Source organism: Coleofasciculus sp. (assembly GCF_046539235.1).
GTDB lineage: Bacteria > Cyanobacteriota > Cyanobacteriia > Cyanobacteriales > Coleofasciculaceae > Coleofasciculus.
In genome coordinates, this window is the sequence record NZ_JBKHHI010000030.1 from 14,327 (window position 1) to 27,160 (window position 12,834).

The 12,834-nt window shown below is 46.1% G+C and carries 10 protein-coding genes and 1 tRNA gene; 2 read left to right on the forward strand and 9 right to left on the reverse strand.

From position 1 onward, the window contains the following. Positions 1 to 126 precede the first annotated feature (126 nt). A complete protein-coding gene (locus tag ACLFWI_RS04885) occupies positions 127 to 2,187 on the forward strand; it encodes an elongation factor G (protein ID WP_446411988.1) in 2,061 nt (686 codons plus the stop codon). A 345-nt stretch (positions 2,188 to 2,532) separates the two neighbouring features. Then, complete coding sequence (locus ACLFWI_RS04890) at positions 2,533 to 2,712, forward strand: hypothetical protein (RefSeq protein WP_446411989.1); 180 nt, start codon at positions 2,533 to 2,535, stop codon at positions 2,710 to 2,712. A gap of 177 nt (positions 2,713 to 2,889) precedes the next feature. Here the strand turns inward: ACLFWI_RS04890 and ctpC are convergent, their stop codons facing one another. From ctpC to ACLFWI_RS04935, 9 genes are all read right to left on the reverse strand, one after another. Next, complete coding sequence (gene ctpC / locus ACLFWI_RS04895; RefSeq protein ID WP_446411990.1) at positions 2,890 to 4,182, reverse strand: carboxyl-terminal processing protease CtpC; 1,293 nt, start codon at positions 4,180 to 4,182, stop codon at positions 2,890 to 2,892. 476 nt (positions 4,183 to 4,658) lie between these two features. Further along, complete coding sequence (locus tag ACLFWI_RS04900; RefSeq protein WP_446411991.1) at positions 4,659 to 5,438, reverse strand: ABC transporter permease; 780 nt, start codon at positions 5,436 to 5,438, stop codon at positions 4,659 to 4,661. Positions 5,439 to 5,637: 199 nt separating this feature from the next. Further along, entirely contained in the window at positions 5,638 to 6,582 is a 945-nt protein-coding gene (locus tag ACLFWI_RS04905) for an ABC transporter ATP-binding protein (protein WP_446411992.1), read from the reverse strand. Between the two features lie 173 nt (positions 6,583 to 6,755). Then, a complete protein-coding gene (locus tag ACLFWI_RS04910) occupies positions 6,756 to 8,372 on the reverse strand; it encodes an N-6 DNA methylase (protein WP_446411993.1) in 1,617 nt (538 codons plus the stop codon). Positions 8,373 to 8,377: 5 nt separating this feature from the next. Continuing rightward, positions 8,378 to 9,031: a restriction endonuclease gene (locus ACLFWI_RS04915; protein ID WP_446411994.1), complete on the reverse strand. Its 654-nt coding sequence runs from the start codon at positions 9,029 to 9,031 to the stop codon at positions 8,378 to 8,380. A gap of 124 nt (positions 9,032 to 9,155) precedes the next feature. Further along, a complete protein-coding gene (locus ACLFWI_RS04920; RefSeq protein WP_446411995.1) occupies positions 9,156 to 10,637 on the reverse strand; it encodes a hypothetical protein in 1,482 nt (493 codons plus the stop codon). Between the two features lie 450 nt (positions 10,638 to 11,087). Further along, positions 11,088 to 11,161: transfer RNA gene (locus ACLFWI_RS04925), tRNA-Ser, on the reverse strand. A gap of 647 nt (positions 11,162 to 11,808) precedes the next feature. After that, positions 11,809 to 12,009 carry a hypothetical protein gene (locus ACLFWI_RS04930; protein ID WP_446411996.1) on the reverse strand — a complete coding sequence of 67 codons (201 nt, stop codon included), beginning with the start codon at positions 12,007 to 12,009 and terminating at the stop codon, positions 11,809 to 11,811. 116 nt (positions 12,010 to 12,125) lie between these two features. Next, complete coding sequence (locus ACLFWI_RS04935; protein WP_446411997.1) at positions 12,126 to 12,326, reverse strand: hypothetical protein; 201 nt, start codon at positions 12,324 to 12,326, stop codon at positions 12,126 to 12,128. Positions 12,327 to 12,834: the final 508 nt, after the last annotated feature.

The window sequence follows — 12,834 nt, forward strand, 5'->3', positions numbered from 1 at the left end:
AATGCAAATGCGATAAATGCCACAGATGGGCAGATTAAGAGGTGAGCCAATCGCTTAATTTAGAGAGCAGACAAGACCTCACTCCCTTAATCGATTACTTGATTAACATTAGTCTGGGGGAAAATCATGAACCAAAATGCTGTAACAGCCATCCGTAATGTGGCAATTGTTGGTCCCTATTTGAGTGGTAAAACCAGCCTGTTAGAAAGTTTGTTGTTCGTTACCGGGGCGACGTCTCGGAAAGGGAACATCAAAGATGGAAACACGGTAGGGGATGCCATAGCCGAAGCTCGCGATCGCACGATGACAGTGGAGATTAATGTCGCCAGTAGCGAATACCAGGGCATTCGCTTCAACTGGATTGACTGTCCGGGTTCGATTGAGTTTGCCCAAGAAACCGATAATGCGCTCATGGGTGTCGATGCGGCTGTTGTCGTCTGCGAACCCACCAGCGATCGCGTGCTGATGCTCGCCCCCTTATTCAAGTTTCTGGATGACTGGAAAATCCCTCACCTCGTCTTTGTCAACAAAATCGATCAACTCTCCTGTGACGGGGGAGCCTGCGGTCAATCCTATCGCCAGATTTTAGACGCCTTGAAAGGGGTATCCTCCCGCCCCATTGTTCCCCATCAGTACCCGATTGGCAAAGCAGAACAGCTAATCGGGTTTATTGATTTAGTCACCGAACAAGCGTTTCATTATCATACAGGCGCTCCGGCTGACCCCGTACCCCTGCCTGAGTCCCTCAAAGACGCCGAACATGCCGCACGGGAAGAAATGCTGGAAGCCTTGGCAGATTTTGATGACCACTTACTTGAAGAACTTCTAGAGGAAATTGAACCGCCCCAAGAGGAAATTGTCAAAGACCTAAAAATGGAATTGGGTGCAGATTTAATTGTGCCTGTATTTATCGGGGTGGCTGAACAAGATTATGGGGTGCGCCACCTGATTGATGCCCTATTACGGGAAGCCCCCGCCCCAGAAGCCACGGCTGAACGTCGGGGATTGACGGGTAAAGGTGGCGCAACAGTGGCGCAGGTGCTGAAAACCTATTACACCCCCCAAGGTGGCAAACTTTCTTTGGCGCGAGTTTGGACGGGTCAACTCACTGATGGTGCGGTTCTGAATGGAATTCGGGCTGGGGGATTATACCATATCTTTGGTCAGCAACAGCAGTCTACCCCAGAAGCAAAGGCAGGTGATATTGTCGCGATCGGACGATTAGAGGGGATTCAAACCGGTGACACCCTGAGTACAGAGGAGAAGGGAGCAAAAGAATTACCCAAAGCCCCAGCCATGAAACAGGTCTACGGTTTAGCGATTATCGCCGAAAATCGCAAGGATGAAGTTAAACTCAGTGGGGCGCTAACCAAGCTTTTAGAAGAAGATCCGGCGTTGGCTTGGGAGCAACATGAGGACACCCATGAAATTATCCTCTGGGGACAAGGTGAAATACACCTAAAAGTGGCGTTAGACCGATTGCGGCGTAAATATAATTTGCCGATGAATACTCACCTTCCCCGGATTCCTTATAAAGAAACGATTCGTAAATCTACATCCTCCCACGGGCGCTATAAGCACCAAAGTGGTGGTCATGGGCAATTTGGGGATGTTTACCTAGATATTAAGCCCGTGGAGCGTGGTGAAGGCTTTAGCTTCTCGGAAACGATTGTCGGTGGTGTTGTCCCGAAACAGTATATTCCGGGCGTTGAGACGGGGGTGCGGGAGTATTTGTCTCAAGGTCCTTTGGGATTCCCGGTTGTTGATGTGGCGGTTACGTTAACTAATGGGTCCTATCATTCCGTCGATAGTTCCGAACAGGCGTTTAAACAAGCTGCACGAGTGGCAATGACCGAAGGGATGCCCAAGTGTAATCCGGTACTGTTGGAACCGATTATGGCAATTCAGGTGTCTGCACCAACGGAGTTTACCTCGAAAGTGTTGCAACTGATATCCGGGCGTCGGGGACAAATTCTCAACTATGAACCGGTTTCGGGTTGGAACGGATGGGATCGGATTTCTGGGTATTTGCCTCAGTCCGAAATGCATGATTTTATCATAGAGTTGCGATCGCTCACATTAGGCATTGGCTTCTTTAACTGGGTGTATGACCATCTCCAGGAAGTTCCGGGTAAGTTGGCTGATAATGTACTAGCGGCTACCGGGAATGGGAATGGCAACGGATAAACGCTGAGGTTAAAGACGAAATACAATGAAGCTAAGTTTGTAGTTGCGCTGTCTTCGCCATAAGCATGCTCCGCGCTGACCCCGTCAAAGGTACGTACAGTTAAAACTGTTCGACTGGTAGGGAATCCCCCGCGCTTTCAGCCGGGGGAGGATGTCAAATAAGACATCGGCTTCCGAAAAATTGAAGCGATGGAACAACTGGCGGGTTCCGACAATGCTAAAGTCTTGATTATGGGTGGTGGATCAGGGGGAGCGCCAGTGATGTTCCAGCTTGATTCGGCTCAAAGTCCATGATAGTCATTGGTCATTGGTTTTTTATTCCACATTCTGTTGTTCTTAGTCCCTATGACTAACACACAAAGCTGGTATATTGTCAAGCAAAAAAACGGACAATGCGAAATTGTTCCGAGTACCCAACTCCAAGCAGAGGAAAACTCAGAACGCTGGGGACCTTTTTCATCTCAGCAAGACGCGATCGCACGTCGAGTTGGACTGATTCGGGCAGGAAAATGCCAACCTGCCTAAAACACTGATTTCACCGATTAGAGAGAGATTGGGGTGGGGGTGGAGATTTTGATGGCACTGATTACACTGAGAGGTTAGTCGTCAATAGGTAGAGGATGATCAGATTGACATGACGTTATGGTGCGCCAGATGTGCTATGGCAAGTCGGGAACATGAATCGTCTACATCCCCTGCTACCTATCGAGCCTGAACCGATGCCCCATTATTGGGTTGCTCGACAATTACCTGGTTGAGAACGTCTAGGGCTTTTACATATTGGGGATCGTCTGGCGTACCAATTTTAGTCCGATCCTTCTGTAATTCCTTGCGTTGTTCCTCAGTTAGTTCTATGACAATATCCGGTGGAATCCCTTCCTTGTTAATATCACGACCACTGGGCGTCAAATACTTCGCAATAGTTACCGCCAAACCCGAACCATCTCCGAGTCCGCGTACTGATTGTACCAAGCCTTTGCCAAAGGTCTGAGTTCCGACTAAAGTGGCTCGTTCGTTATCCTGCAAAGCACCCGACAGAATTTCACTAGCACTAGCTGAACCGCCATCGATTAGGACAACTAACGGTTTATCTGTCAAGGATCTATTCCTGGCGACCTCTTCATTTGAGCTACCCTGACGATTCACCGTAGACACAATCTTGCCTTTATCGAGCCACATACGGGCAATCTCAATACTAGAGTAGAGTAATCCGCCCGGATTAGATCGCAAATCTAAGATATAGCCATTAACATCCTGCGTCTCTAACTCCTTAATCGCCTCTCGCATTTCCTGTGCCGCGATCGCGTTAAACTGATTCAAGCGAATATAACCAATCCCACCCGTGGGTGTACTCCGATAACTGGAGCGTACTGGATGAATTTCAATCCGCGCCCGTGTGATTGTATAGTCGATTTCCTCCTCGTCACGTTGAATGGTAAGGGTCACATCAGTACCCGGTTTCCCGCGAATCAGTTGCACGGCATCATTAACATCCATGCCTTCGGTACTCTGACCGTCAATCTTGACGATTAGATCCTTGGCGAGAATACCTGCTTTAAATGCTGGTGTATCCTCAATTGGCGAAATCACCACCAACTTTTTCGTGTCCTCATCCTGGGCGATTTGAATTCCCACACCCGTTAATTCCCCAGAGGTATCAATTTGCATATTTTTGAACTCTTCGGGGTCCATGAATCGGGTATAGGGATCTTCTAGCTCCTTGAGCATTTCCCGAATAGCTTCGTAAGCTTCTTCCTTGTCAGCATACTCACGATTTAAATACTCATTGCGAATGGTTCGCCAATCCACCTGGTTGAAGGTAGCATCTACATATTGGCGATCGATAATTTGCCAGACTTCATCAACTAGCTCTTTGGGGCTTTCCTGGAAGAAAGCCTGACTTTGAGATAAATGCAGACCAGCCCCTGTAACTGCAACCGTTGTTAAGACTACTGCGGTCGCCCCGACCACGAGGCTACGTTTTGTAATTACCATAATCCTTTCACCAGCTGGAGGAAAACGACTGCAAAGGAATTACGCTCACTCTAACACAGGCTATGCCAGCACGCTCCTGTTGCACATCTTTGTTATCCATCCTAACTTGCTTGCAGTCCGGATGTAATGGTTGTTGAGTTTTAAATCGGGACGGGTGAATGGGAATGGGGCTGTATTTGCCCTGACCCAATCCCTACAGTGTATATCTATCAGGGTTTTCAGGCATTCCATCGGTCGCCGATCCCCTTCCCGCCGCCAAACAAATGTAGACCGCAAACTTTTCAGTTGAGATCCCAGGGGCGCAGAGGGACTGGAAAGCAGAGGAGCAAGGAAAAATTTAAACTGATTTTTCGTATTCTGGGATACATTTTTCCGGTTAAATTTTTTCAGGCTACCAAAGTTGGCAATCTAGTGACGTACTTCTACAGTCAATCAAAGATTAGACTGTGGGCTTCTCCTCCCTTTGCCTGATTCAATCAACGAAACAACTGGGGATAAATCTGTCGCCAAGCCAATCCAGCAAAAAGACCCATTCCCAAGAGTAGCCCAATTAACTGCAAAAACCAGAAATTTGATAATCCGAGGGGCCAGCGCAATAGGTCAACCAGAGCAGCAAGGGGCAATAGATTGGCAATATTACCCAATATAGGCGGTAACGTTTCGCGGGGAAAGTACGTCCCACAGAAGGTAAACATGGGGACGATGAATAAGAAAAGTGGCACATTAATTTGGTCAATCGTTCGCATGGTTCCCGCTGTAAACAGTCCCATAACGCCAAATAGCATACTGCCCAAAATAATTAGGGGCAATGATATCAGTAAATGCCAGCCTGAGTAGAGTCCCCACGCCACCGCCACTAACCCCGTCAAGCTACCCGCAATGGTTCCCTTGGTTGTTGCCCATAGCCAGTCCCCCAAAAACACTTCGGTGAAGCTTAACGGCGCGGTAAGTAGAGCTTGCCATGTTTTTTGGAATTTTAGGCGAATAAAACTGCCAAAAGCGCCCTCAAAAAAAGATTGGAATAGCACACCAATTCCTATCATACCGGGGGCAATAAATTTTAAGTAGGGAACCGTTTCACCCTGGTAGGTGACATCGCCGACTAAGGGACTAAGCCCATAGCCAAAAGCGACGAGATAAATGATCGGTTCAGAAAGCGGAGGTAAGCTATTTACTAACCAGGTTTTCTGATAAACCCTAGCATGACGATGCCAGACTGAGTAGACTCCCCAAGGGGTAACAGAAATGCCTTTCATTTTAATTTGCGATTTCAAAGATTGTATTTTGCCTGAATCCCTTGTGGCGGCAGATTAGCTAACAGATAACTGTAGGGGCGGGTTTGACCCTAACCCTTTGTTGCCACCCAGATGCTAATAAACCCGCCCCGACTCAATGTGATAATTCTTTTATAAATGACCAATGACCAATGACCAATGACCAATGACCCATGATAAATTATTCAAGTGACGTACCTGTCAGGCGCAAAAATACATCGTCTAAATTGGTATGGCGACGGGTTAAGCTAAAAGGATGCGTATCACTCAGATAATCCCAAAGAGGGTGGGAATCATCTGATGGCAAACCAATCAGGTAACCATTGCCAAAAGAGCGATACCATGTTTGATACTGATGGGCGAGTTGTTGGAGGATTTCTGCTGAAATGCCCTCAATTTCTACCACCTCTGTGCCAACAGTACGCTCAATCAGTTCCTCAGGAGTACCTTGGTCAATCATTTTACCCTGTTGGAGTAAAATAAGGCGATCGCACAATCGTTGGGCTTCATCCATATAGTGGGTTGTCAATAGCACCCCACAGCCTTTTTGCTTTAGCTGACTGACTAACTTCCAAAAATCTTGCCGCGCATGGGGGTCAAGCCCAGTTGTCGGTTCATCCAGAAACACCACTTGTGGCTGATTAATCAACGCCCGTGCTAACACCAGACGCCGCTTCATCCCGCCAGAGAGTTGATCCACCCGATGTTTAGCATAGTCTTGCAATCCCACTTGCGCCAGTAATTCCCCTGCCCGTTTCCGAGCCGCTTTGCCAACAATCCGGTAGTGATGGGCAAAGAAAATCAAGTTATCGAAGACACTAAAATCGGGGTCAAGGTTATCGTCTTGAGTAACAATTCCCATCGAGGAACGCGCCAAACGCCCTTGAGATTGGATTTGATACTGTCCGAGTTGCACAAAACCCCGACTGGGAATTACTGAACCATAGAGCATTCCTACTGTCGTGGTTTTCCCTGCTCCATTGGGACCAAGCAGACCCAAAATTTCTCCAGAATTCAGGGTAAAATTAACACCTTGAACAACAGGGTTTGAACCGTAAGATTTCCACAAGTCATAAGCTGTGAGTACCACGGACTGGGTTTGAGGTTGAGCCGTTGTCAGAGTCATAGGTAATGATGATTACACCGCCGATTGTTTGCTTTATTGTCAAGAGAATAGAGTCAGGTTGAACAGTCCCAGGGTAAGCTTCGGATATTGTATTATATTGTAATACATATTTAAGTTAAGTTATCACAGGCGGTGAAGACTTCACCTCACCCAATCAGGTTATTTGTCATTTGTCATCCATTATCTAATCCGTTACCACCTTTATTCATTCTTTGTTTAACATAGAAAATATACTCATCCTCTCGATTCAGCTCACGAGCAAGCGCCTGAATATTAAGACGTTTAAGTACATCAATCGTGATCGGTCGCTTGTCGCTCCAGAAAATCATGGACTCAAGAAACAGATTGGCGACCTTTGAGTTAAGTAGTTCAGTAATAAACTGTGCTTCTTGCTCAAACCAACAGGGCAAAAAGTAAACGGTATCATCAAAGACAACTGGCTTACCACCAATAGGTCTAACTAATTTAAAATCGAGTTTTTTGTAAAAACCAGATATAGCTACCTTCCACGGATAGAATGTATAAGAGCCTACCCCAAAAATCGAAAACGGTGGACGTTTTTTATAAACTGAACTCTTGCGGTTAAACAATGCCTCAGCATTATTTTGTAAGTAGTCCCATGTTTTTGGAGCATTGTTCTGAATATAGCTTGTCTCTTCACCGATATAGCGCTGGGTTACGAGCAGATATTTACGACAATTTACTACATGACCGTTGCCGATATCGGAACTTTTGAGAAGAGGATAAACATAAGTATCTTCCAACGAAACAGTTACACCATATCCATTTTGATATTCCTGACCATTTTTCACTAATTCCATAATTTTAGCACAGTCATGTTTTAGACCAGATCGCCAGATATAGTTTTTATCGATACCGGATAAATGCTGCAACTGCTGGTAAGTTTCCACGTCAGCAATAACCCTGCCATCATAGTAAGCAATAGTGTTGAGCGGCTTTTGGTCAGACAAATGTTCAAAACAGTGGCAGGTTTTGGAGGGGGAGTATGTCAAGTTTGTAGGTTGGGTTGAGGAACGAAACCCAACCTCATCCTTAGGGTGAGAATTACCGACACACCTGATCTGCACTTTTTCGGATGGTATTGCGTCTCCAATTTCCAGTACAAATAAGCAAGCATCTACAGCGGCATTAAAATATTTTAAACTATCAATTTTATAAAATCGGGATTCTTGAATAGGAAGGTCGTGTTTCCATGCATAAACTAAGACTTTTCGAGCTACAGCGGTTTTACATAACATGGCAATGATGCCAGTGCGTCTTTTCAACCATTCAAGATGCTGGATAAGCATCCACTCTGAAATATCGAAGTTACTTTTACCCGTGAGAGCATCTAACCCTTTTCGTTTTTGGAAATTTGACTTCATAGGCAGATTTGCTCCTTGTTGTTTACCCAACTCGGCACTCGTTACCCAAGGGGGATTGCCTATGATCAAAATGGGTTCAGGTAAATTAGCCAATAGTTTTGACCAATCGATTTCAAAAAAACTGGCACAAATTGTTTTAATGGGAGATGTGATAGCTTGGATAATAATTCTTTTTTGCAGGATCTCTAAATACAATTCATTAATATCAACACCGATAAACTGACGACTTTTAGGAAACAAAGCAGCCGCTGCCAAGAGAAATGCGCCTTGACCACAAGTTGGTTCAATGACGGATTGGGGATTTATATTAAAAGTTGTCAAGATTTGGACGATTTGGTAAGCCAATTCATCGGGAGTCTGAAAATCGCCAAATTCTACCTTGTATTTCGTTTTTTTCATTACCATACCGATTACCGCACGCGGGAAATTCCTGCAACATCTCCAGCTTGTTGAATAACGCGGCGGTATTGAAGCCTCCACTGTAAAGCATTGGATATAGTGAGATAACCCTGATCGGGTGGATTACTCAAAATAGCCTCCGCAATGTTTAAAGCTTCAATATCATCAACAGGTAGATTTTTGTCTTGCATAAAAGCAATTAAGTCATCTGTATTACCATCATTATTGAGAATGTCAAGAATTCCCCGCGTCATTTGATAATCTGCTGTGCGAGTTTTATCAACAAAAATCGTATGTTGCATAGTTAGCCTAGCTGTACGGCTCTGGCTATCATCTGATTTTTCATAGACAAATATCAATAAGCTATATCCGAGACCAAAAATTTTCTGGCGGGCAGATTTAAATGAGCAGGATGACTGAGGTTGGCGGATACTCGTTACTTTCATATCCACCTGTAACCCTGGAAAGTCAATACCAGAAGCTGAACTCCCTAATTCATAGTTGTAGGTGTGGCTTAAATAAGTCCTAAATTTGTGTTCAAGGTAAGTGCCAACTGCTTTTCCGTCTGTAACGCCATACAGCAATGGTTCATCGTAGATACTTTCAATCTCCGAGAATTTTGCTGCTTCATCTAGAAGGATATCGATTGTTAATTCCGGCTTCACAACCCTTTCCTATTTGATATGATTCCCTGTAGGGGCGCAAGGCTTGCGCCCAGAAACCCCCTAAAATATACCGCCCCATTGTAGCTGTGCCACGCCAGTAAGGTGGGCAATGCCCACCCTACTATTAATCATCCCTTACAGGCAATGGAGTCTCCAGAATTTCCATCAACAACTCCAGCCGAGAAGGGCGAGACAAAAGTGGAATCAGGTTTGGCAGTGAGTAGTAGTCACCCGCAAAGGTAAACGTATCCACCTGCACTTGCCGTTCCCGCAACTTTTGTTCAATCCAGTCATAGGAACTCCCTACCTTGACGATGATCACATTTGGCAGCACATTCAACTCTTGACAATAGGCATCAAAAGCATTACCAAAATAGGGCGCCGTGTTTTCCCCTTGATCTGTCACCAAGATAAACTGCTCCACCAACTGCTTACGCCGACGCATCGCCTCAACGCTACAGCCGATGCTAGTACCACCCCCAGCCCGGATGTGCTGAAACGCACGCTCCCAGTGGCTGTAGAGATGCTCTTGGGGCAGATTATTCGCCAAGATATCCCCCAATCGGGTATCGCGACTCAAGGTTGCCTTAACCGGGTAGGGCATTGTGTCAAACGCATAGACAAACAACTCCGCTTCCGTAATCCCGGAAATCAACGCAGCTAGGTGCTTACCCACCTCCAAGGCTTGATGCATGGAGCCAGACTTATCCACCAACAGCGCCGTGGGTTTGGCGATTTTGCCGCGCTTTTTCACCTGCTCATCCATGACGCGCTCTAACTGAGCGGTAGTGGCGAGATCTAATCCCGCCGCCTCAGCTGCAACTCGTCCCTTGAGGGCGGATACACGGCTATCAGATTGAGCCGCAATCAGCTTTTCATCAATCAACGCCTTCACCTGGGGGTGTTCCATGGCTCCCCGCGCTTTGAGAGACTTGAGGTTATTAATTACCTCTTGGGGTGTCATGGAATTAATCAGGGCGACTAATACAGTGGGCGTGATTTGCTTAACCGCACCAATGGCAATCGTGTAAGGAATCTTATGCGCCACAATTTGCCGTGCTTGTTCGGTAGGAGTCGCTGCTTTTGCCAATTGCTTGAGCGTAAAAGCTAGGCTATCCTCAGGAGGCGCATCCTTAAACAGGATGGCATTAGCACGCTCACTCGGCTTAATGTGCAAGCTGGCGTAGAGGTGCTTCATTGACTTGCGTCCCCGCAACGCCGCACGGTCAAAGAATTGGGGCTGTTTTTCCCGTGTTTGCAAATAACGCCGTACTGCGGTTCGGGCGGAACGGGGAACCTTCTGCTGGTGCTGCTTCATGAAGTCCACAATTCGCGCCACTTGGTAAGGTGGAAACGTTTGCAGCAACATGAATCCGGCGTCTCGGTGTTCCGTTAACTGACTGGTCAACAGATTCCCGACAAACACTTCTTTGTGGTCACGAACATCCCCTTCTTTCTGATACCATACACCAAGATGTCCGTAGAAGATGGGGTCAAGTTCCACCATCATTTTGTGTAAGTCTGCAACCTTATTTAATTCTCGGTGAGGGGTGGTTAACAGACTGTTGAGCATTTCCAAACGCAAGTCGCGTTCTGCGGTATTCATGACAACCTCCTTTAATGAAAAGAATGGAGGCAAATGTCGCACGCTTTGACTAAAAATAGTGCCGCACAAGTTCAGAAAGCGGTTAGGTTTACCGTGACAGGGTAAGGATGTCAGTAGGGGCTTGGTAACCAAGCCCCTACTTTCCCGGTTAGGGCGCGGCGACAACTGCCATTTATTTTTGTAAAGATGGGGTTGAGTAAAGGGCGACCCGATCATCTGTAGGGGCGGGTTTTACCGATAACATGTAAGCCAAAACTGGTAACTTTTGTAAACCCGCCCTGTTTCTGGAGTTTATAGTGAGTGCAAGCGGGTCGCCCCTACATCCGAACCAAAGGTGATATCCTCAAATGAGGGTTAACGATTTAACCTGTGCCAAAATTTCAAAGGTTTTAACTGACATCGACGTTTCCTCCGTGATGTTCAAGCTAACGCGCAAGTCAAAAAAGCCGTTGGTTCATACAGGGGAATCGAACCCGCGACACATCGATTTCAAGTCGATTGCTCTACCAGTGAGCTAGTATGTAAGCTTTTTCAGTTTGGGCGCGTTAGCGCTCTTTATTTCTTCGGGCAAAATTGAATGGATGAATCACTTCGCGCAAGTTAAAAAAGCCGTTATTCATACGCAGGATTTGAACCTGCATAATCTTGAGCCTAAATCAAGCGCCTTTTCCTATGGCTAGTATGTAAGCTTTTTCGGTTGGGGCGCGAAGTGAATTTCAACCATTGCAAATAAGAGGTATCCCGCGCAAGTTAGCAAAGCCGTATTACTTGGCGCTCTATCCATTTGAGCTATAGCTGCATTGAGTGCAGCTAGTAGGACTCGTTCGCCTTAGGCGTTCCCGAAGGGTACCTACAACCTCCCGCTTAGTAGGCGGAACAGTATGTAAGCTTCACAAGTAAGGGCGCGGGATATTGAATTCTGAATTTTAGATTTTGGGTTGAAGGGAATTCGGTAAACTTACCGTTATCTTTACTTATCCAAAATATGAGTGGATTGGTGCGATCGCGCAAGTCAAAGAAGCTTTTTTTTACACCTCTCCCAGAGGCGGAGAGGGCAGGAATCGAACCTACAATCTGAGTTGAAGTCAGATGTTACCAGTTTGTAAGCTTCTTCAGTTGGGGCGCGATCGCACCCGTAAATTTCGCTATGTATTGTTCGGGTGTAAATGCTTTAACCGTAAACGGCTTCTGGACGGATAATTAGGTCGCCGCTGGGACGCCGATCGACAACATAAGCCGTTAAGCGATCGCGTCCGACATCAAAATACTGGGCAATGCATTCTTTGACAACAGTATCCTTCATCCCAGCTTCGACACCAAGCTGATTTTCTGGAATATCATAGGAACGACCTTCAAAGCGAATGTGAACCATGCTGGCACCTCCTAAAAATTGATTCGATTGGTGTTTATCAATCTATCTCTGGAGCAAACGCACTCATTTTCCTCAAACTACCAGCATTGATTTTCATTCACAAACACTGATATTTTTTAGATTAAGAAACGCCGCTCTAAAGAATAGACCGTTTGGCTGTGACGGATTTGATCAGTCATTTGATTTTGACTGATATAATTGGAGGCTAAACGCTCTTTTTCCGTCATAGATGGGTCTAAATTACGCTGATTGGGTTTAGTATCCCACTCTAAAGGAGTGAGAACCTGACGAACCAGCGGGGTATACAGGAGTAACATAATGAACCGATTTCGATTTCAAAACATCCTGATTGACGTTCGTGAAGATTTCCGACGTTTTATTCAATTTTCCAGGTTCAGACTGGGTTTTTGAGATAGAGGGTTTTGCCTCTCCTCTCTGTCATGTTTTTTATACTACATGCATACTACATACTTGTCAACAGACTGGACAAAATTTTTTTTCGGGGAGTTCCAGGTGTGGAGGTGCAGGGGGGCGGGGGCTGACAGGTGTAGGTTTTTTACTTGAGGGTGGGGACAAGACAAGGAGGACAAGGATGGAAAGAAGACAAGGGGGGAAAACCGTACAGCATTTTGTTCGGTCAAACTAACTTCTAAAAGCCGAAACGCCCTATTTTTCGTTCTCACTCTTCCTTGTCTACTGGTCTACCTGTCTACCTTGTCTTACCTCAACCCCAATCTTAAAAAACCTACCCTTGTGAGGGGGGCGGGGGAAGCTGACAGGTGTAGGTTTTTTATTTTAGGGTGGAGACTAGACTTGGGGACAAGG

Excerpts from the sequence above, each read along its gene's own strand:
- ACLFWI_RS04885 (WP_446411988.1), top strand. The coding sequence starts at position 127 with ATGAACCAAAATGCTGTAACAGCCATCCGTAATGTGGCAATTGTTGGT.
- ACLFWI_RS04890 (WP_446411989.1), top strand. The coding sequence starts at position 2,533 with ATGACTAACACACAAAGCTGGTATATTGTCAAGCAAAAAAACGGACAA.
- ctpC (WP_446411990.1), bottom strand. The coding sequence starts at position 4,182 with ATGGTAATTACAAAACGTAGCCTCGTGGTCGGGGCGACCGCAGTAGTC.
- ACLFWI_RS04900 (WP_446411991.1), bottom strand. The coding sequence starts at position 5,438 with ATGAAAGGCATTTCTGTTACCCCTTGGGGAGTCTACTCAGTCTGGCAT.
- ACLFWI_RS04905 (WP_446411992.1), bottom strand. The coding sequence starts at position 6,582 with ATGACTCTGACAACGGCTCAACCTCAAACCCAGTCCGTGGTACTCACA.
- ACLFWI_RS04910 (WP_446411993.1), bottom strand. The coding sequence starts at position 8,372 with ATGGTAATGAAAAAAACGAAATACAAGGTAGAATTTGGCGATTTTCAG.
- ACLFWI_RS04920 (WP_446411995.1), bottom strand. The coding sequence starts at position 10,637 with ATGAATACCGCAGAACGCGACTTGCGTTTGGAAATGCTCAACAGTCTG.
- ACLFWI_RS04930 (WP_446411996.1), bottom strand. The coding sequence starts at position 12,009 with ATGGTTCACATTCGCTTTGAAGGTCGTTCCTATGATATTCCAGAAAAT.
- ACLFWI_RS04935 (WP_446411997.1), bottom strand. The coding sequence starts at position 12,326 with ATGTTACTCCTGTATACCCCGCTGGTTCGTCAGGTTCTCACTCCTTTA.